The sequence below is a fragment of the Xenococcus sp. PCC 7305 genome (genome assembly GCF_000332055.1).
Taxonomy (GTDB): domain Bacteria; phylum Cyanobacteriota; class Cyanobacteriia; order Cyanobacteriales; family Xenococcaceae; genus Xenococcus.
The window spans coordinates 40,697-60,457 of the sequence record NZ_ALVZ01000215.1; the positions used below are offsets into that span (position 1 = coordinate 40,697).

Genomic DNA, 19,761 nt, shown 5'->3' on the forward strand with positions numbered 1-19,761 from the left:
TCAGTTTGAATTAAATCTATAAATGACAAGCTAAACAGGGCAAACCATCATCCTCGTCATCTAAGACTGCCTCTAAAGCTTCTGCTAAAGGACGATTAGGAGCAGCTTTTTTAGTCCTGTTCATTGCTTTTTCATGATTGGCAATAATTTCATCTTTTCGTGCTAAAAGTTCTTGTAATGTTTCTCCTTGTGTCCAGGTATAAGTTCGACCATCAGCATGATTTTGCTCGTATTCAATTGCTTTAGCAAATAAATCGGGATGTTCTTGTGCCAGCATCACCCATTCGTACTTACGCTGGAAGAAGCAGAAGAAACAGCCAGAACGACTCCGCCAGCGATAGTAGTCTGGTAGCCCAATGCCACTATCCTCTAGCAAGCGGATAATATCGGCTTTGACTAATCCTCTTTCCTTAAAGGGAAATACGGGTTTGATGTTGGGTTTGGTGGACATATAGCCATCACGATTTTCATCAGCACGAATGCCAATATAACTAATTGCTTCGTCATTGCCCACAAATTCTTCAAAAGGCTTTATTTTCATTTTGATAGTACACCACCGCATTTGAGGTGAAGGTAGCAGACCATCATGAAGAGCTAACCAATGATCGAAGCCTCTTTTTTCACTTAAATAGTTTATTTTGATGCCCAAACGAGCCTTGATACGGTCTAAGTATTCGTAGGTTTCGGGTAATTCTTTATGGGTGTCGCAAAAAAAGTATTCCATGTCGGGAATTTCCTTATGCAGCAAAATTGCCAAGGCGGTAGAATCTTTCCCTCCTGAAATACCTAAAACTTTTCTTACTTTATTATTAACTTTAGCCATTAGAATATTTTTACTTGTAAACCCAATTTTGATTAAAACCTTGAATTTGGGCCAGAGAAGTCAAAGGCTTAATTGTTTTAATATAAGCATTACTAATAATATTCAAGTCGAGTAAATCATCTGGTTGAGATACTTTCAATTCTGCGACATAATCTTCTACACAGTTAAGCCATTTTTTTCTTGAATTATTCTGAGCATAAATTACTAAGCCTTGATGCTGTAATTTGACAAAATCTTGAAAATACTTTTCGGCAGGAATATTATTGGACTTAGAAGAATTTACAGATTGAGTTGTAGGAATTAAATTCCATAATTGATCGTGGGCTACAAAAGACCAAGGTAAGTAATGATCTAATGAAATTTTATCCTTGTCTAATTCGACTTGAGAATAAATACATTTTAGTTTTTGGTGATTTAAAATTAGCTTCCAGTATTTACTTTGCTTACTTAAGGAATCTCTATTATGTGGAATAAATAATTTGCTGACTATATTAGGAATATTAATGTTTTTTGCTTGCATATAATTCAACCATTCCCAAGACACCCAGCCTCTAACAATAGAATAATTTTCAGCAATATACTCTATCCAGTCTTGATGCAAGATAATCGCTGTACAGTCTTTATATGAATCCGAATCAAAATAATATAATGGTTTGATTTCTTCAAAATTATTATTAGATAACTTACATATACTTGGATTTACATGATAATCTTTGATTCCTTTAATTTCGCGAGCAAAAAACGGTCTTATCAAACGAAATGGGACATACCTACCAATATCTTTCACAATATCATCAAGGCTTTGGCTTTGAATTGTTTTTCGTAACTGCTTTTTATCTGAATCTCGAAATTGTAATATTGGTTCGCTAATTACTAATTCAAGAGAATCTAGTTTATTTGCAATCTGGTCTTGTATCCCAAAAGACAATTTAAAATAGTTATGCGGATACCAAGCATTAGCTAGCATCTCGATAACAATTTCCTGAAACGTAATGGGTGATAAAGTATCAAAGTTTCTTCTTCTGAGAATATCTAAAAGCGAAAAAAAGAAAAGATATTTATAAGAATTAGTTGTTTTATCAAAGATTTGAGACAAAACCGAAACGTTAACTCGATCTGATGGCGGTAAATCTTGACTGAACGTTGTATTAACTGTTCGTGCCAAATCGCCTAAATAAGCTTGTACAAAATCTTGGGCAGCAGATTTATTGATTACTTGTAAGGCTTGGACAATTTGCACCACTGTTTCCGCTGTTGGATCTGTCTGTTCATGATACCAACGGAAAACAATTGGGCGTTCTACACCCAAGCCTGTTGCTAATGTACTTTGGTTTATTTTGTAGCTTTCTAATACCGATCTCAGTGCTTGACCTGCTTTACCCATACTTCAGGCTTAATAACTTTTGTTTACTTTAGAGATAACAATATTTTAACTTAAAGTTAGCATTTATGATAACAATAGATTTAATAAGTTCGAGTAATTATGACGCAATCATTCCACTGCCTAGTTTGTTCTAAAAAAGTAGAGCCTAATTCAGTACATCATGCTTGTCATCGTACTTGTGGAAGTCCAGAATGTCAGGCCATCTACAAAAAGCGTTCTATTGCCAAAGCGGATCTCCGTCGCCAACGCAACCGAATCGAACAACTAAAAGAGCAAGGTTTTGATTTGGTAACTTGTGCTGTGTGCGAACAACAATTTGAGATGATTGGTTACAACCACCTAAAAACACATGGGCTGACGACTAAAGAATACAAACAACTTTATCCCGACCTCCCCGTAATTAATTCGCGGATAAAAGCACAAAGAGGAAAAGAGGCAATAAAGCGATCTCGCTATTTGAACTACAATGGGAAGAAGCCAGACAAAAAGCTATACGAATTTTTAACTGGTTGTCTAATAGGCGATGGTCATCTTGAAAAACGTTCTAGTCGGCGAAATGCTAGATATGCGGAGGGTGGTAGCAATCAGAAATATTTGGAATGGAAATATAAGTTTATTAGTCAATATTTTTCTTGTTCTTTTGAAGAGCGTACATCTTCGCCTCACACAAAAACAGGTAAACAATATCAAGCTTGGTGGTTGCGAACTAAAGTACATCCATTCCTTACAGAACTACATTCACAATGGTATTCAGATAGAAAAATCATTGCTAGAAAAATGACAACTGAATACCTAACAGAATTTGCTCTAATTGTTTGGTTTTGCGATGATGGTTGCTCTAGTGGTGCAGTTAGTTTTTATACTCATGCCTATTCCTATAACGAAGTAGAATTTCTAGCTCAATTGCTTGAATCTCGATTCGATCTACACGGAAGTATTTTAAAAAATAACAAGAATCATTTTTTTATCCGACTCAATGCTGATTCAAAACGGAAATTTAGTGAAATAGTGGCTAAATTTTCAATTCCTGGGATGGAATATAAATTAGATTTTTGAGCAGATTAAAAAAAACTGCAACTAAACTTTTTACTCATCTTCACTCCAAGATGAAGGCATGGGGATGTCATCCCAATCTATTTCTTGACTGATATCGGGCATAAGCTCATCAGCTCCAAGAACTTTGTTGATGATTGCTTGAGCCTCTTTAGGTGGCAAGGAGTTTAACTTTCTTCTGGCTTCAATTTTGGCTTGTTCTAATGAATTGTCCAAGTTATTTTTTAGCGATTTTAATATGGCATTTCTCTCTATTTTATCTTTAACTGTGGCGATCGCTTGACAACTTAAATTATGAACTAGATTTTTTAATTCTCTCTTAACTAGGATTTGCCGGGGTTTGACAAAGTCGATCCAAAGTTTGGGGCTTATCTTTAGCAGCCAAACAGAACTCATCAATAGCTTGCCATAGCGTCCATACTCCCGATTTTTCCTTTGGAGGATAAATATCCCAGAATTCATCTTCCTCTCTGTGAATTTTAGTTTCTCCAAGAAGAGAATGATACATGGTAACTTCGGGACCATATCCTTCTAATCCTAGTTTTTCTAGGTCGGAATGTTCGATTATGGCTTCAATCAACTCCCGTCTGGCTTTAGCTCCTTGGGAGGTAAGCTGACGACGATTAATTAGTTCGTTCCAAATTTTTGGACTCTTATGATAGATGCGATCGCATACTGCTGAAAGCTGGGAATTAAATTCAGTAATATTTTTGATTTTTATCTGTTTTCCTTCAATCCAGCAATCGTTTTTGTCATTTGTCAGTTCAAAAGAATCTTGAAGGGACTCATATAGTAATTGCTCCGCTTCAGCAACTCGGTAACGTACTTCTCTTCTAGCAACACCATCAGTTTGCAATTCAGAAGCGTTTTGCTGAATTTTTTTTAAGGCTGCATATTCTCTAGCCTGCATCCGCAAAGATTCTAGTTCAGCAGCACATAGGATTATTAAAGGCTTATTATCAGCAGTTAAATTTGGGACTAATTTTGGTTTTTCATCGTCAACCCAGTAACCAATAAGTCCATCACTTTCGGCAGCAGAACACAATAAATTCTTCAAACTAGCAGAACTATCGAGATAACAACGTTCAAAATAACGCAATGTACCTGTTTGATAGCTGTGACGTTGAGCTACTAATGGTTTCAAAGGTCTAATCGATGACAATAATTTGAATAATGGATCACGATTCTCCTCTCGATATCGGATTAACTCGTTATCTACATTGAAGTCAGAACCTTGCCAAATACGAAGTTCGTTTAATTGACGACGGTGGGTGATTAAGCCTTTTTCTAGTAACTCGCCAATTACTCGATCCCAAGATTCAATTTCTTTGGTATCGCCAGGGCGATCGCACATTGCAAACTTAACTAATTCGCGGGAAGCTCTGGTTAAACCAGTAAAAGTTACTAAATTTAAAATACCAATAGTTTTTAGGACTCTCAGAATATCTAGATCGAGATATTTGGCATCAGCAATCAAATCCTGAATTTCCACCCATCTTTGCATATTAGAACGAGATACTAACCCCATTCCTGCTGCTTCAATAAAATAGTCATATACTCGATCTAGCTTGAGAGAGGGTAATTTATCTGCTTCAACCGAAACTTCTTTTAGATAATTATTAAAAGAATATGGTTCGGAGCTAGTGAGAAAAGTAAACAAAGAGCGATCGTTTTGCGCAAATCGTTGACATAAAGTTGGTAGAACCAGGGCTGTAAGGGGATGTAGGGGATATACTTGCTCTAAAACTTCGACATCCAATTCTTCTCGCTTAAAAATATTATCTAAACGAGTAAACCATTCTTGAGCTTGATTCTGCAAGGCACAGGCATGAGAATCCGTACTGGTGTGCTTGATCGCCCGACCGATTAACCGCATCATTTGTCCTGCGGATTCGGTAAAGGGAATATCTTCAAATCGCCCCTGGACTTTCGACCATTCATTACGCTGAATAGAAGCTAATCTCTGACTATAATCAGCAAAAGCCTGGTGCAGAATTCCCAGAATATAAATAGGATGTTTGTCGTCTCTGGGAAGTTCTGCTAGTTGTTGTAAGAGATATAAATCTTCAGCACCGCGATCGCTAGCAGCATATTCTAAGTTTTTGCCTAATTCATCAATAATTAGGAAAATTCCTGTTTTAGAAGCTTTGGCTAGTTCTTTCACTAAGGTGGGAATTTCCTTACCATCAATTTTGTTGCCTTGCTCTATTCCTGCTGCTAGCTGCTGTAATTTAGATACTGCGTCAATCTTCTTCCGTTGTGTAGTAGTCCAAAATGTTTCTGTACCCCGAAGTAAAGCCCGAATAATAGTGTTGCTAATTGGCTCTCTTTGCGCTACTGCAACTGCTCGAAAATAACCTTGTTTGGGAATGGATGATTCTAAAGCCTGATACTCATCACTTTCAACACCTAAAGCTGTTTGAGTCATTTCCCAGGAAAGCGATCTCATTTTACTTTTGGGAGGAGCAGATAAAGAAGCTAAGTAATGAGCAAAGGCAGATTTACCCGTTCCATAAACACTAGTTAGAGTCCAAGAATTACTCGTTCCCTCTTTGATTCCAGATAAAACTCGTCTGAGGGCATCCACTGATCTTTCTGTCAGAATATAACCTTCTAAAGCATTAGGTTGTTCTAAATCCCTTTCCAAATTGACAGAACGAGAATAGCGACGTTTGACACTAAAAACATCAGCAAGTGTATTAGCCATATTTGCCATTATTATTCTCCTGTGCGTCTGAACTGATAATACTCATTTAGAATATCTTCTGCTAACTGTTTTGGATCGCTTTTAAAAGAAAATTGAATCAATCCAGCCGTATCAGAAAGATCTAATTCATTGTGACTGCGAACTACTTTTTCAATCGCCTCACAAAGAACGTTCTCCGAAAGCTTGAAAGCCATACCGGGACTGCCAGAATCGTAAACCAGACGAGATATAGCGATCGTTTTAGCAGTTCCACTCATCCAACTTGCATATTCCAAACAAGCAGCCACCACAATTGCCGCAGGTAAATTGGCTTTTGCTCCAGTTTTAAAACTATATTTACCTCCCAAATTTTGAATAAGTCCTAACTGCTGAAAAGGACTGTCAATTGAATCCTCTAAGAAACTAGTATTTCTTTCTTCCGAACCATACATCCGCAAAATACAGGAAATATCTTTTTTTAGGGAAGATTCAACTACTTGCTTTTTGAAAGTATGTTGCCACTCATTCAATTCATGGAGTAATTCATCGGTAGTGAACTCAACTTTCTTAAATTCAAAGAACGTAAAATACCAAGCAGCGGCTTTACAAGTAGGTTTCAGCAGATTCCAATGCAATAACCACAGAGAGGCTGGATCTTCAAGAAACGAATCCCAACCACCATCGGCAAAAAGCTGATGTCCAAACTCACTAGAACGATCTTCTCCCAAAACTTTGAAAGTTTTACACCAGTATCGAATAGAGCGTACCATATTTTTCCCGACTCCTAAACGAATCGGCGCATCTTCACTCTGAAAAATACCTGAGTCTTTGGCTACAAGGTCAAACCCTTTCTTTAGCCAGCCAAATCTTAGATGAAAAGTTTCATGGCGAGCAAAAATAGGTTCTACTAGATTAGTCTGAATAAAATCTTGTTTTGTACCAGAAATGGTTAGCTGTTTCATGAATAATATATAGAAGGCCCAAAGTGTAATATATACGATGATGAAGTTTTAAAACCCAAATTACATACTTAATTAACAGACTGTAAGTAATGCCAAATTAAATTACGGTCACTACAAATCACGGTGAGAAAGCAATTGGGCAATAACTTTTGTAGAATCAAGTGTCGTATTCTGATTTTAAATTGGTATAAGATGCTGATTATAAAATATAAACCAGCAGGCAAAAATGTGGCAGAAAAGAAAATAAAAGTTCAAGCCTGCGTTGGAGAAATAATAATTTCCAGTTGAAATATAACTTGTTTAGGAGACGGTCATGATGGATTCTGCTTCAGCTAATTTTCTGGCCCCTTGTTGCATCTGTTCAATATCCTCTTGTGACCAACTGCGAGCCTGCTCACAGTGATGGGCAACTAAAAGTCCCCACAGTCCGCGGGGGGGCAAAACAGGAACTACTAAGTTGGCTCTTACTCTAAGTTTGCGTAAGAAATCGCGATGACATTCTGCAATTTCTGCGGTCTCAATATCTTCTATTGCAGAAACTCTTCCTGCTTGGTACAAAGCGGCATATTCCCCATTGAAGCAATCATCTGGGCCTTTAGAGCCAAAAAGTGAATACTCAGGAGCACTCAGGGCTTCAAAAGTTACTTGTCCTTCCCATTGTTGATAAAAATAGTAAAGAACCACACGATCTACTCCTAGATAATTTCTGAGAGAGCGGCTAACTTCTTGAACAATGTTATCTCGAACAAGGTTTTGAGAAAGACGGCTTAAAACTTGCTTGAGACCAGTATCTGACATAACAAGGTATAACTAGCGATTATCTGAGCAATAGTGAGTAATTCAATTCTATATGTTTACCAGACAAGTGTATTTACTTAGGACTATTTTGTAATGTTTTAAGATTAGCTCTGAATTTGACGAGCAAAATCCTAAAATCAGGTAGAATGACTTCTAGTAAAAAAAATTTTAATATTCATTGGGGAGAACTCTAAAATGGGTGGCGTTATTGCTTTCGTAGCCATAATTGGCGGATTTACTGGACTTGCTCTTGGCTTATACTTTGGTTTCCGTGCTATCAAATTAATTTAGTGTTTTTATCGGTTTGACAGGTTAGATTTTCTGGTCTAACCATTTTTGTTTTATCTTGAATATATTAAGCTTTTAATAAAATATCAACACAACATTTAGTGGACTATTTATATCAATATCCCCCACTCCTATCTGGCAAATTAGTTAAGCGATACAAAAGATTTTTTGCCGATATTGAACTTGAGAATGGAGAGATCGTAACAGCCCATTGTCCGAATACGGGCCCGATGAAGGAAATCTACATTCCAGGTAATCTGGTGCAAATTTCTCCTAGCAATAATCCTAAACGAAAACTTGCTTATACCTGGGAGATGATCAAGATAAATGATGTGTGGGTGGGAGTAAATACAGGGTTACCGAATAAAGTTATTAAGACCGCTTTGGAGCGAAAAATATTTCCCGAGTTAGCATCTCACTATAAAAAAGTGCGATCAGAAGTTCCCTATGGTCAGGACAAGAAAAGCCGCATAGATTTTTTGTTGACAGGGGAAGATGATCAATTACCAATTTACCTAGAAGTCAAAAATGTTACTCTTACTGCCGGGAAAAGGGCTCTATTCCCTGATACTGTAACCACTCGCGGGCAAAAACATCTCAGGGAATTAACCGCATTAATCCCCAAAGCTCAAGCCGTGATGCTTTATTTTATTAATCGTAGTGACTGTTCTAGCTTTGCCCCTGGGGACAATTTTGACCCGGAATATGGCATCTTATTGCGAAAAGCTGTAGCTGCTGGGGTAAAAGTCCTACCCTATAGTTTCGAAACTACACCTGTTGGCATCAAATATTTGGGGCCAATGGATTGTGTCTTATAAGTTTAAGATCAAACCTCAATGATTTTCAATTTTCAATTAGTTTCGAGTAGGCAACTGAGCTTAACACGTTAAGAGGAGTTTGTTCTTTTAACAATTCTAGACCGGTTTGATCTCTGACAAATAAAGAGCCCGCAAATCCTAAAGAATTAATGGCAATTGAGTCAAAAGAATCTCGCGATCGAGGAATAACCATCATCCATTTTCTTGTAGCCAAAAAATTATAAGCTGCGGGCTGTTGCGGACTATTATCAAGTAAATTAAGACCGACTTTTTCCAATAAAGAATAATAACAGTCCAACATTAATTTTCCTACTGTGAAAGGATTATCAATCTTGGTAAAATCATAGGATGCGATCGCATTAATAAAGGGAAAACTGGGTATTATGCCCAAAGAATTTTGGAATCTCACTTGATCAATCGCAGGTTGAATCGGCAGACAAGCCAAGTCTGGGATCAGCGGTAGAGGAAGTAATTGCAAATGCTTATGTCTTTGAGATGAGCCGGCAGCAGGGCCTCCATTATAAAATGCCAGGCCATCAATCTCTTTCATGCATGACCATAAAGCAGCAAAATCATGAATATTCAAGAGATTTTCTTGTTCTTCAAAGTCGCGAGTTACGATCAGTAAATGACCGTCTACGATATTAAATTTATTTAGCAAACATAAATGACTAGCAGAAATATCACAAACAAATAAATTTGGATTGTAGGGCAGAAAAGGATCAATATATTTTCCGGTTTTTACTTCCTGAAGTTTTTGTTGAGCTTTAGCTTCTTCTTTACGGGTGATATTTGATAAACTGCGAATGACAAAAGAGATGTTATCTTGTTCAATGAGTTGATATTCAGTTTCTATTGATTTGAGGTCCCCAGTTTGACGAGCATACTCAGTCTTTGCGATCGCTTGATTCCATAATCTTCCTGGTTTCAGTAGCAATGTTTCTGATTTCTGACTGAGTTCTCTCACCATAAATATCCTTTAAAAATACACTCCAAATAATAATCCTATCAAAGGAACGACAATAAACGAAGGCAGAAGAATGAAGGCAGAAGGCAGAAGTTCTTTTGTTTAGAAGAGGTTTTGCTCCCTCCTGAACCCCGTTTTTTCCTAAAGGAAGAGGTCTTAACCCAAAGCAGGAAGGAAGAAGTAGATTTAAACCTTCTGCCGTCTGCCGTCTGCCGTCTGCCTTCAAGGGCGAAGCCCGATAATTCGATTCGGGCTATCCTTATGGACTTAGCCTTTTGAAAGTTTGGGGAAATTAAGTTTTCCCCAGCGATGTAACTCAAGCCAAACCTGTTGCAAATCCCCATTACTATCTGATTTATTTTTGTGATTTGTAAGAGAAAGATGAATCCATAAACAACGACGGTCTCTAAGGCTGTCCTGGCCCCACAACCAATCCCAAAATAATTCAGGAGTCAGCTGAACCTGATTTAGCAATAGGGAAAACTCTTTTTGCTCAGCAATACTATAGCCCAAAGAAGTGAGGCAACTGCTCAAATGATTGATATTTCCTAACTGCTGATCGCTGGTGTTTTCTTGAACTAATAAATAAGAACCAACTTGAGAAATTTTTTTGACCTTTTGAGTTGTCATTATTGCGGGATCAAACTCTAAATATTCGGGTAATAAGCCTGGGATATTACCCCTAGTGCCCACAAGATAGCGAATTTCCAACACCAGATTTAAATCATCTTGCTGATAAAAATATCGTTTTGCCGCCTTGATAACTTCGCCATTTTCATCTGGTTGCGCTGTTATCGCCAAAGACTCGCTAGATAGGGCTTGCCAATTCGTGAGGGGAATCTCCTCAGGAAAAACAAAATCGGCAACTCGACGATTGCCAACATGGGGATTCGCGATCGCATAAACTGTTACCAACGCAAAACCTATACTGATAGTTGAGAGAAAGCCACGACGCAACCTGCTGTTATTAGACATAATTCCAGATATTCACATCATGTTGCATGAGACGAATCTAACAAACCATCTCGATTTAACATCCAATAGGCAAAAGCCGCAAAAATCATAATTGCCGCAGTAGAAAAAATCTGGGAACCTTCCGTACCATGCCAATAATCAAAGGTCGCTTGTTCTGGAATTGCCAAAGTCAAAATACAAACTCGAACAACCCCCAAGACAAAACCAATAACAATAGAAACCATAGGAATAGAAAAACATTGAGATTTCGCCACAGGAAAAAAACTAACGAGCAATAAAGACAACTTCAACATCAAAAGTATCATCGGCATCCCAGCACAGGAATAATCGACGATCGCCTTATAGTTACCAAGACTCGGAAGTGATAATATTACTTCGTTTCCTCGATTAATAACATTAAAACCCAAATAGTAAAGACAATAGGTGGCGAACTTGGCATTAAGAACTGTAATTTTTACTATATTGTCAATAAAATTGCCAATAAGACCTGTCGGAAAAAATAAAAACCAAGCGAAAAATAATTCTTGACCATATTGCCTCAACCCTCTCAAGCCAGAAGCAATTAATGCAACACCAAGACCTGCACAAAAAGGAACCAAAGATAATAAATTAGACTCAAAACTAAACAAAGATAAGGTTTTAATAACAATAACAACCAGTAAACTCAAGCCAAGAAAACTAGCAAAAAAATTACTGTTGAGATTGATTCTGTCCCTACGTCGCCAGATTAGTCCTAAAACAGCTCCATAAAACAAAATATTAGTAATTAAATCATCTATGTTGCCCAGGGCTTTCCAAACTAAATTAAGATAAAAAACACCTAGGAAAAGTAATATTGTCCACAACCAAAAGCCATTTTTTTTGGCAATTTCTCTGTAAAATACTAGGTTATTATTTATCATGGCAAATACCTAAGAGGATTTATTTATTCTTTTCTTTAAAAGATTCGATTCCAGAAAACCACTAACTATGATCATGCTTAATCCAGGACTAAATTTAAAAGGAATGGTTTGTGAAGTCTGCAAAAGGTCAAACGTAAAATCATCACCTACATTTTCATCTGAAGTATAAAAGAGGATGTAATCAACATTGGCAAGGTTTATATCCCCACCAGCATCACTAGTCGATTCAACTCGATCCCGGTAGGCAAAAAAAAGTGATTTGGGAGAATCTATATTGGCCGTCAGCATTTGAGTAATAGTCGCCACATTATCATTTGTGTCTTTAAACTCAAAATTAAATTCTATATCGCCATCTCCTGTTCCTAGATTCAACGCCAAGACATTTAATTGAATTGATCTTTGCACATCTGCTCCATCTATTGTTATTGGATCAAACCTTTGGGTTGCCGCGAATTGAAAGGTATTACTGCCCTCAAAATCGGCGAAAGCTTTGAGGGGAAAGCCTTTGGCAGGAGCTTGTAATAACTCTAGAAGCAATAGGCTTAACGCCAAACTGCCATTCGCTAAGAGTTTCATTTTTTTACTACAGTTGGCGACAGAATAAATGCATTAATTGATTTCTTGAACCAAGATATCTTATACATTAGAAATTAGCTTTAATCTATTTAAAAAATTGATTATCCGTAATAACCTCCCTAAAAATGAGTATAAGGGTTAAAAAAATCATCCTTTATGCCAAAAATACTAATTTCAAGTAAGTAAAAGCACTACAAAAATCTTGTAAATTCATGAGAGATAACAGATAGACAAGTATTTTTATCCGTATAAATAACGAAATTAGCTACTAGTAGTTGAGGCTGAAAGTGATTGGGAGTATAACAGCAAAAGTAATATAAACTTGCAAATGCTAATTCATAAAAATCTGAATTTAAATAAAACCTAAATATAAGCCCAAATAACCTATCTTTATCGCAAAAAGTGGCAATCACGAAGTAAGACAATATCTAAATAAACTTATGCGCATACTAACATCAATATGCTGCACTGCTATTCTTCTGCCGCTGACAAGTTTGGCTGCAACAGCTTTAGAAGATCCAATGGTCAAAAATACTGAATTTTTCTCCATTTCCCGAAAGGCAGATTTGTTATTTCAACAGCAGTGGATAACAGAAGCAGCAAAGCTCAAAACGATTATTGCTCAAGTAGAAGATCCAAGTCCTATCAAAGAAGCTAATCTGGCTGATAATTCTTGGAGCGAATCCGACTCTATTGATACCGAAAAAGCCCAAGACGTAATCTTTCAATTACAAAATCTTGAAAGCACCAACTTTTCCCCTAATAGAGGGGCGCCAGGAATGACTATTGGCAATCCCTATGGTTTTGGTGCAGATGGAGGTGCTTTCTTTGCTGGGTTTGGGTACCAATCAGACACTCGATTTGGCAATGATGATGATGAAGATGGAGTCGCAAATTTCGGTGTTGGTTTAGGCAATGCCAAGAAGGCTGTGGGACTGGAACTATCTTATACAATGGGGAGTTTCGGGAATAATCGGGATTTTGGGACGGGTGGTTTCAATGCCAAAATGCATCGGCAATTTCCTGGGGCCTGGGGTGTAGCTGCTGGCTGGAATGGATTTCTCAATCTTGGAGATGAGAATGACTTCGAGAATTCTTTTTATCTTGTAACTTCTAAAATTTTTCGTACCAGAGAAAAGCTTAATTCTCCTTTTAGCCGAATAGCTGCCACTGTAGGATTCAGTAATAGCGAATTTAACAATGATAGCGATCGCGAGTTTGATGTCTTAGGTAGTTTAGCCTTTAGAGTTGCTCGACCCCTGAGCACTGTTGTCGAATGGACAGGCAGCGATTTGGCTATGGGTGTTTCTGCCTCACCGTTTAGAAGAGTTCCTCTGACTTTGAACATTGCAGTCAGAGATATTGCGGGGGAAGGAGATGGCGCACGCTTAGTTTTTGGGGCGGGAATGGGATTTTAAATATTCACAAACTCAAAAAATATCAAGTTATAAGGAGGAACTTAGTGTCCAACAAAACACCACTTCTCGTAAGTATTGGCTTGGGATTAGCGATCCTATCCTTTGGCGAAGTAACCCTCGCCCAGGAGAATAAAAGTACTTTAACAACTGGGATTTCAGCAACAGGGAGTATTTCTAATACTGTTACAAACATTAATTTTGGTGGCCTTGCCCGAAGAGGAACCGGATTTCAATTTGAGGTAATCGATGGGACGACCATCTCAATTCCTCAAGATGTCTTTGAATCGGTAACTACCACAGATGCTGATGCCGTCACAGGAAAATCACCGGAAGAGATTATAGTTTGCCTGACGGATGCATGTAGCCCTAGTAATAATTTTGATGGTGAGACAATCACTGTTAACGAGCTCGCCAACTTGATTGAAAGCGATCTTAACCAAGCCTTGAATGATTTGGTCGCGGCTGAAAAAGCGGCATCGGATGGCATAGTTGCCTCGGACGACTCTCGCCGGATTGTCAGAAAAGAATCTGATGCTCAGGCCCATTGTGATTGTATTCCAGGGGAGATCAATATTGTCAGAGAAACCTCTAACTCTGATAGCTATGCTACTCGTCGGAATGTCATGACAGTGACAGAGGCCAGCCAAATAGTAGAAACAAAACTAGAAGAATCCAGCATTTTTATCGAACAAATTAATCAACTAAAACCCGAAAATAGTCTTTGGTAAATTTAGGAGAATTACCCATGAAGCGACAGAAACAATTAGCTAATTTTTTGATTAAGTCCGTTAAGAAATCTCACATCACATTAATGGGTGTGACTCTCGGAACTCTAGGATTGCTCCATAGTATGACCCCATCTGCGATCGCAGAAAATTATTTTGGCAACAATAATATTCAGTTTGACCAAGATACAATTATTGAATTTGAATTTATCGAATCCCATGGCGCCTATCAATCAACTTTTGGAGTGCTCGATATCGATTCTTGCCAGACTCAACCAGGAGGCGAAATCATTCTCAGCTCTTGCGACAAGACCGCTTTACTAGTAGAAGCCAAAGCATCTGACGCTCACGACACAGTGGCTCGCAGCTCAACCTATGAAGATTCTTTGGTCAATCAGTCCCGAGAAACAGACTTTGTGGGAACCCCAGGAAATACAGTGCCTCGCCCCATGAGTGAGTTTAAGTTTGAAGCGGGGAAAAGGTATGCTTTTTACCTAGAATCTTCCTTCAATGGCGGATTTGCGGGGATCGTCTATTCCTCAACGGACTTAAATAGCCAAGGGAATGTCCAGGCTATTTTTGAGGAAGGTTCTGTCGCCACCGCTCAACTAGTTTCCCGCCAAAATGTTCCTGACAGCAATGTCAACCAATATGAAGCGCTGATTAATGGGGGGGTTCTGATTCGTTTTGACGATACTGGCTCTCAACTCGTTAAAACAGACTATCAAGATGTTGACTTTGATGATTTTGTCGTGGGCATTGGGGGCTACCAAGTGGATTGTAATTAGTATTACGAGCAACTTGAAACTCTGAACGGATCATCCCACCATCTATTTGCATCTGACTCATTAATGATGGAGGTAGATTATGAGGATTAATGTCAAAGCTAACTAAAGATACCTGCCCTTTTCCAGAAGCCAAATTTGTTAGTTTCCAGCGAAAAGTTGTTAATACCTCCCATTCGGCTTTTTTCTGAGCTTGATTATAGCTTTTGACACCGACTAAATGGGTTATAAAATCAATTGATTCTTGATCTTTTAGTCTATAGTCAGAAGGCATATCCTCAAAGATTAACTCAAACTGATTCTTAACCTGATGATGTTGGTAATTATGCCGGGAACGACAATTTTCACAGGATTCTATATCCCAATAGAAAGGAAAATTATCAGCTCCATCATATTGATAACCGCCAAATGGTGGATCATTATAAGGAGTTACCAATTTATCCCCTTTATTATTAGCTATGCCATGGGGATCCTTTTCTACGTAATTCACCCAGTTAAAGTTTTTGTAACCCAAAGTTGCCGCTAAAGACTTTAAGGAAATTTTTTGTCCTCGATTATCTTGAGGAGAGAATTTAGCTAATATTCTTGAATTTTCTAGGGAAACAGAAATTTGCTCTGCGAAAGGAAAATTCTTCAGAGATATAGTATTTTTACTGATTTTGTCAGCAGCAAATTCTGGGATAGTAGAGCATGAAGATTGACCAATTGTGTTTTCTGGATTAGCAATATTGGCATCTGCCTTTACTGTCATTGTTAGTAAATTACCAACAGCGAGTAAAGCAACTATAGGAGATAAAAACTTCATTTGATTCTTATATAAAAAATTAAATATAAGAATCATCTTATTGCATATATTTACTTACGTGGTAATACTTACAATGCTTAGTCGTTAATCTTTAGTTTTACTTTAGCTAAAAGATAAGATTTGCCAGAATGTAAAGCTCTCTACACTTTGGTTACTGAATAAAACAAGACTGAAAACTTTAGATAATTATTGGATAAATATGCGTAGAAATTCTGAGAATTGGGAATAATCTGGACTAGGGCTTGTAATCTGAATCTCTCTATCGGTTTCTTAAAAAGATGGCAATAATAATGCTCAATTTATTGGTAGCATGGAATAAAAAATCAAAATTAAATCTTCTAAATAGATTGCGCAAAAGGAAGAACAGAGTTCGGCCCAAGCAGCAAAAGTTCTGTTTATCAATAATCACTCAATTTTACCCTCCTGACTACGCTGCAACAGGCCAGTTAATTCAAGAGCTGGCAACTCAGTTAGGAGATGAGAATGTGCGAGTAAGTGTCTTTACGGGACAACCTGGCTATGCTTTTAGTAACAGTAGAGCACCGAGAATAGAGGAAAATCAGCGAGTAAAAGTCAAGAGAACTCGTGCTACTCAGTTATTATCTAAAAAAATTCTGGGAAAAGCCTTGAATGGCATTATTTTTAGTGTTCGAGCTGGGTTACATATCATCAGACATCGCAAGAACCAGGATGTTCTCCTTTTAACAACTGCCCCACCATTTCTCTTTACGGTAGGTTATTTGGCCAATATATTTTTTAAGACGCCGTATGTTTGTTTAGTTTACGATTTATATCCGGATGTCGTGACAGAATTTGGGTTGATTTCTTCCCAAAATGCGATCGCAAAACTATGGAATTGGTGTAACAATCGCATTTGGTCGAGAGCTCAAGGAATTATTGTCCTCAGCGATACAATGAAGGACCGTATTGTCGCCAAGCATCCTCGAACCAGTTCAAAAATAGCAGTGATTCATAATTGGGCAAATGCCGACTGGATTAAACCGATCTCCAAAGAACAAAACTGGTTTGCCTATGAGCATGGCACCCATCATAAATTTACGGTTCTTTATTCTGGTAATTTGGGGCGTTGTCATGATTTGGAGACGATGCTTGGCACCATCAAACTACTCAAAGATGAAGAGATAAGATTTGTGTTTATTGGCGCGGGAGTCAAACATGAATTATGCCGTCAGACTGTCAAAGAATGGGGTTTGCGAAATTGCACTTTTTTACCTTATCAGGATCGCTCATATCTTCCTTATTCGTTAACCTCTTGTGATTTAGCTTTAGTGAGTATTGCTCCCGGTATGGAAGGAGTGGTTGTGCCCAGCAAATTATATGGTGTTATGGCTGCAGGCAGGGCGATCGCAGCTATTTGTGAACCCCATTCCTATTTACGGTCATTAATTGATGATGCCAATTGCGGTGCTTGCTTTAATAATGGGGATAGTGAAGGTTTAGCTGAATTTATCCGTTTTCTTGCTAAAGATCCCCAAACTGCGAGTAAAATGGGGCAATCTGGACGCAAGCATTTAGAAGCAAACTTTACCCCTCAAATTATTGCTCAACAATATCAAGAAATTTTGAATCCTCAGACTCAGTCAATAACTATTTCACGATGATCATTCGACAATGGATTATTCCTCAATAGGTGGTTCGCTACTTTGAGTATTGATTAATTTAGATGCCGGGCGATCGCTGCTCCAAGACCACCAAGCAGTACCACATTGACAAAGATAAAATTCTTGCCATTTCCGACGCTGATCATATCCGACAACCGGAGCCCGACGATTGAGCCAAACATGAGTCGCACTTTCAGTATTCTCTCTACAGGCAGGGCAACAAAATCTCACAGCATGAACTGCTTTTTCTGTCCAGGTTGGAGGAATGGGGTTAAAGGCGTCCATAGGGAATTGAAAATTAAAAATTAAAAATGGAAAATGGGTTTTGGGCTTAAAGTTGTAGCAGTTTGAATTTTATCGTCTAAAATCTTAAGTACAAATAACATAACATAGCTATATTTAGAAGATGATCTTACCTGGTGCAACGGTTAAAGTTAAGAATCCCGACGATATCTACTTCAATTTTGAAGGGCTTGTACAGCGCATCGATGATGATCGAGTTGCCGTATTATTTGAGGGTGGCAACTGGGATAAACTAGTCACATTTGGCCTTTCGGAGCTTGAATCAGTACAACTCAAAGTAGGCAAAAAAAAGTAACTTTATGAAAAGGGATGAGATGTGAGGGATGAGGGATGAAGGATGAAGGATGAGGAAAAGCCAGTTTTTTCCCTTTTACTGATAACTAAATCACTGAATAACTGAAAAGATGCGTTTACCTTTACCTCAGTTTGCGACGGAAGATCGACAGGCCAGTCATATTGGAGAAGTTATTGAAACTGCAACGACTCAATATACGGCTCAATGTTTAGAGCCAGAAGATTTGAAATTTCCTCAGATGCCGCCTTTTGGTAGTTGGGTAAAATCTTTTGATGAGGAATCGGGAAATAAGATTTTGTCAGTTGTCACCTATGTGACAACCACCCCGATCGATTCTGTGCATCGTGCTAGGGCCTTGGGTCTATCCCTAAGCGAATTGCGAGAACAACAACCCCAGATTTTCGCGATGTTGAAAACTGAATTTAAAGCTGCGATCGTGGGGTACGAAATTCCTGAAAATTCTCTAAGCATTAATGCCCCTAGCAATTTTGGCAAGGTTTATCAGTATTTGCCGCCTCGTCCACCGCAAATTCACCAAGGAGTTTATCAATGTGAGCCGGCTGAAGTAATTAACTTCACCGAAAAACTCGATTTTCTCCGAACTCTATTACAAGCCAAAGATATTCCCGTGGAGTCCTTAGTTGCTGCTGCTATTCGTGATGTTTACCGCCTCAGAAGGGCTAATCGCCAATGGTTAGTTCAAGTAGGCCGAACACTTAGTACTTTACTTAAGGATGATTATGACCGCTTACGTTACATTTTAAGTCAAATCCATATTTAGAAATATCGCAATTGACATAAATGCGATCGCCATACCATCGTATTTATACGGTTTTTTGTTTGAAGTCAGGGAATTCTGTTAAAAAAAATCCCTCAATTGTCGGATGAGGGACTCGTTTGTTTCTTATATATAGTTGTATCTACCATTGTACTATGTAATCATTCTATTATTCTCAATTTGATGAGAAATTCAAGAAACTTTTACTCATGAAATTCCAGTAAAAAAAATCTCCCAATTGTTAAATGGAAGATCGATTTTACCTTATAGTGTCGTGGAGAACACTTACAAAAGTTACTCCCCAATAGTATTTACTATTGGAGATTGCACTTAGGAAGAAACCCCAGACAAGACATAAATTTGTAGTTATCTAAAGCCTGGAGTTGTTATGAATTGAATTATAAATTGTAATTTCCTATGCAGCTTTGCGAGCTTGGATTTCGTCTAGCAAATTAGCTTGGATACTTCTTCTTTCACGATCTTCGGGGTCCATTTGTTCGCTGATTTCTGATTTTCTAGCTTGGTTAATCTCATTGAATTTTTCAATATCAGCGGGAGTGAACGGAATCTCTGCCCCTTGAGCAATTCTGACTCTTTCATAACCAAGAGCATCTAAGACATCTCCAGCTACAGACTCAAAGATTTCAATTTCTTCATCAGTCATCGATTTGAGAAACTTCTTAGTATTTTGTTTCATAATCGGTTGAGTGACATTGCCCCATAGAGAACTAGAAGAAGCGGCATTAGTTGCTTCATTAGACTTATGGAAATTTAGCATTTTGTCCGTATACTCCACGC

Annotated in this window: 21 protein-coding genes and 1 pseudogene; 9 read left to right on the plus strand and 13 right to left on the minus strand. The window is 38.0% G+C overall.

Going from position 1 to position 19,761, the window contains the following annotated elements; translation table 11 throughout:
- Positions 1-16 precede the first annotated feature (16 nt).
- Positions 17-823, minus strand: a complete 807-nt coding sequence (locus tag XEN7305_RS18705) for a phosphoadenosine phosphosulfate reductase family protein (protein ID WP_006511060.1) — start codon at positions 821-823, stop codon at positions 17-19.
- Between the two features lie 10 nt (positions 824-833).
- Entirely contained in the window at positions 834-2,207 is a 1,374-nt protein-coding gene (locus XEN7305_RS18710) for an HNH endonuclease domain-containing protein (RefSeq protein WP_006511061.1), read from the minus strand.
- Between the two features lie 99 nt (positions 2,208-2,306).
- Here XEN7305_RS18710 and XEN7305_RS18715 point away from each other — a divergent pair, with 99 nt between their 5' ends.
- Positions 2,307-3,263: an LAGLIDADG endonuclease gene (locus XEN7305_RS18715; RefSeq protein ID WP_006511062.1), complete on the plus strand. Its 957-nt coding sequence runs from the start codon at positions 2,307-2,309 to the stop codon at positions 3,261-3,263.
- A gap of 30 nt (positions 3,264-3,293) precedes the next feature.
- Here XEN7305_RS18715 and XEN7305_RS29135 read toward each other — a convergent pair whose 3' ends face one another.
- From XEN7305_RS29135 to XEN7305_RS18735, 4 genes are all read right to left on the minus strand, one after another.
- The gene (locus tag XEN7305_RS29135; RefSeq protein ID WP_158500423.1) at positions 3,294-3,476 is read right to left on the minus strand and encodes a hypothetical protein; all 183 of its coding nucleotides are present in this window, start codon (positions 3,474-3,476) and stop codon (positions 3,294-3,296) included.
- A gap of 103 nt (positions 3,477-3,579) precedes the next feature.
- Positions 3,580-5,967, minus strand: coding sequence for a hypothetical protein (locus tag XEN7305_RS18725; RefSeq protein ID WP_040898619.1), 2,388 nt, complete (start codon positions 5,965-5,967; stop codon positions 3,580-3,582).
- An 11-nt stretch (positions 5,968-5,978) separates the two neighbouring features.
- On the minus strand, positions 5,979-6,908 hold the full coding sequence (locus XEN7305_RS18730; protein WP_006511064.1) for a DUF4007 family protein: 930 nt from the start codon (positions 6,906-6,908) through the stop codon (positions 5,979-5,981).
- Positions 6,909-7,208: 300 nt separating this feature from the next.
- Positions 7,209-7,706: a GAF domain-containing protein gene (locus XEN7305_RS18735; RefSeq protein WP_006511065.1), complete on the minus strand. Its 498-nt coding sequence runs from the start codon at positions 7,704-7,706 to the stop codon at positions 7,209-7,211.
- 195 nt (positions 7,707-7,901) lie between these two features.
- Here XEN7305_RS18735 and XEN7305_RS27830 point away from each other — a divergent pair, with 195 nt between their 5' ends.
- The gene (locus tag XEN7305_RS27830; RefSeq protein ID WP_006511066.1) at positions 7,902-7,997 is read left to right on the plus strand and encodes a cytochrome b6-f complex subunit PetL; all 96 of its coding nucleotides are present in this window, start codon (positions 7,902-7,904) and stop codon (positions 7,995-7,997) included.
- Between the two features lie 98 nt (positions 7,998-8,095).
- Positions 8,096-8,812, plus strand: coding sequence for a DNA/RNA nuclease SfsA (gene sfsA / locus XEN7305_RS18740; protein WP_006511067.1), 717 nt, complete (start codon positions 8,096-8,098; stop codon positions 8,810-8,812).
- A gap of 25 nt (positions 8,813-8,837) precedes the next feature.
- Here sfsA and XEN7305_RS18745 read toward each other — a convergent pair whose 3' ends face one another.
- The 4 genes from XEN7305_RS18745 to XEN7305_RS18760 all read right to left on the minus strand — a co-directional run bounded on the left by XEN7305_RS18745 (position 8,838) and on the right by XEN7305_RS18760 (position 12,232).
- A complete protein-coding gene (locus XEN7305_RS18745) occupies positions 8,838-9,782 on the minus strand; it encodes a DUF4922 domain-containing protein (RefSeq protein ID WP_006511068.1) in 945 nt (314 codons plus the stop codon).
- Positions 9,783-10,046: 264 nt separating this feature from the next.
- Positions 10,047-10,754: a cyanoexosortase A system-associated protein gene (locus XEN7305_RS18750; protein WP_006511069.1), complete on the minus strand. Its 708-nt coding sequence runs from the start codon at positions 10,752-10,754 to the stop codon at positions 10,047-10,049.
- Positions 10,755-10,771: 17 nt separating this feature from the next.
- Complete coding sequence (gene crtA / locus XEN7305_RS18755) at positions 10,772-11,656, minus strand: cyanoexosortase A (RefSeq protein ID WP_006511070.1); 885 nt, start codon at positions 11,654-11,656, stop codon at positions 10,772-10,774.
- Between the two features lie 9 nt (positions 11,657-11,665).
- On the minus strand, positions 11,666-12,232 hold the full coding sequence (locus tag XEN7305_RS18760) for a hypothetical protein (RefSeq protein ID WP_006511071.1): 567 nt from the start codon (positions 12,230-12,232) through the stop codon (positions 11,666-11,668).
- 440 nt (positions 12,233-12,672) lie between these two features.
- On the opposite strand from XEN7305_RS18760, the gene XEN7305_RS18765 reads away from it, so the two are divergent.
- From XEN7305_RS18765 to XEN7305_RS18775, 3 genes are read left to right on the plus strand one after another with little or no spacing between them, the layout of a single operon-like run.
- Positions 12,673-13,650 (plus strand): hypothetical protein, encoded by a 978-nt coding sequence (locus XEN7305_RS18765; RefSeq protein ID WP_006511072.1) that lies wholly within the window; start codon positions 12,673-12,675, stop codon positions 13,648-13,650.
- Positions 13,651-13,694: 44 nt separating this feature from the next.
- Positions 13,695-14,378 carry a hypothetical protein gene (locus XEN7305_RS18770; RefSeq protein WP_006511073.1) on the plus strand — a complete coding sequence of 228 codons (684 nt, stop codon included), beginning with the start codon at positions 13,695-13,697 and terminating at the stop codon, positions 14,376-14,378.
- A gap of 17 nt (positions 14,379-14,395) precedes the next feature.
- The gene (locus XEN7305_RS18775; protein ID WP_006511074.1) at positions 14,396-15,163 is read left to right on the plus strand and encodes a hypothetical protein; all 768 of its coding nucleotides are present in this window, start codon (positions 14,396-14,398) and stop codon (positions 15,161-15,163) included.
- Here the strand turns inward: XEN7305_RS18775 and XEN7305_RS18780 are convergent.
- Positions 15,087-15,965 carry a hypothetical protein gene (locus tag XEN7305_RS18780; protein ID WP_006511075.1) on the minus strand — a complete coding sequence of 293 codons (879 nt, stop codon included), beginning with the start codon at positions 15,963-15,965 and terminating at the stop codon, positions 15,087-15,089. The genes XEN7305_RS18775 and XEN7305_RS18780 overlap by 77 nt on opposite strands.
- Before the next feature lie 290 nt (positions 15,966-16,255).
- On the opposite strand from XEN7305_RS18780, the gene XEN7305_RS18785 reads away from it, so the two are divergent.
- The gene (locus XEN7305_RS18785) at positions 16,256-17,587 is read left to right on the plus strand and encodes a glycosyltransferase family 4 protein (RefSeq protein ID WP_006511076.1); all 1,332 of its coding nucleotides are present in this window, start codon (positions 16,256-16,258) and stop codon (positions 17,585-17,587) included.
- A 15-nt stretch (positions 17,588-17,602) separates the two neighbouring features.
- On the opposite strand, the gene XEN7305_RS18790 is transcribed toward XEN7305_RS18785, so the two are convergent.
- Positions 17,603-17,872, minus strand: a complete 270-nt coding sequence (locus tag XEN7305_RS18790) for a hypothetical protein (protein WP_006511077.1) — start codon at positions 17,870-17,872, stop codon at positions 17,603-17,605.
- Between the two features lie 121 nt (positions 17,873-17,993).
- On the opposite strand from XEN7305_RS18790, the gene XEN7305_RS18795 reads away from it, so the two are divergent.
- A complete protein-coding gene (locus XEN7305_RS18795) occupies positions 17,994-18,185 on the plus strand; it encodes an NAD(P)H dehydrogenase subunit NdhS (RefSeq protein WP_006511078.1) in 192 nt (63 codons plus the stop codon).
- A 109-nt stretch (positions 18,186-18,294) separates the two neighbouring features.
- Positions 18,295-18,966, plus strand: a complete 672-nt coding sequence (locus XEN7305_RS18800; RefSeq protein ID WP_006511079.1) for an HAS-barrel domain-containing protein — start codon at positions 18,295-18,297, stop codon at positions 18,964-18,966.
- 412 nt (positions 18,967-19,378) lie between these two features.
- Here the strand turns inward: XEN7305_RS18800 and XEN7305_RS18805 are convergent.
- A pseudogene (locus XEN7305_RS18805) lies at positions 19,379-19,761 on the minus strand (sulfotransferase); the annotation flags it as partial.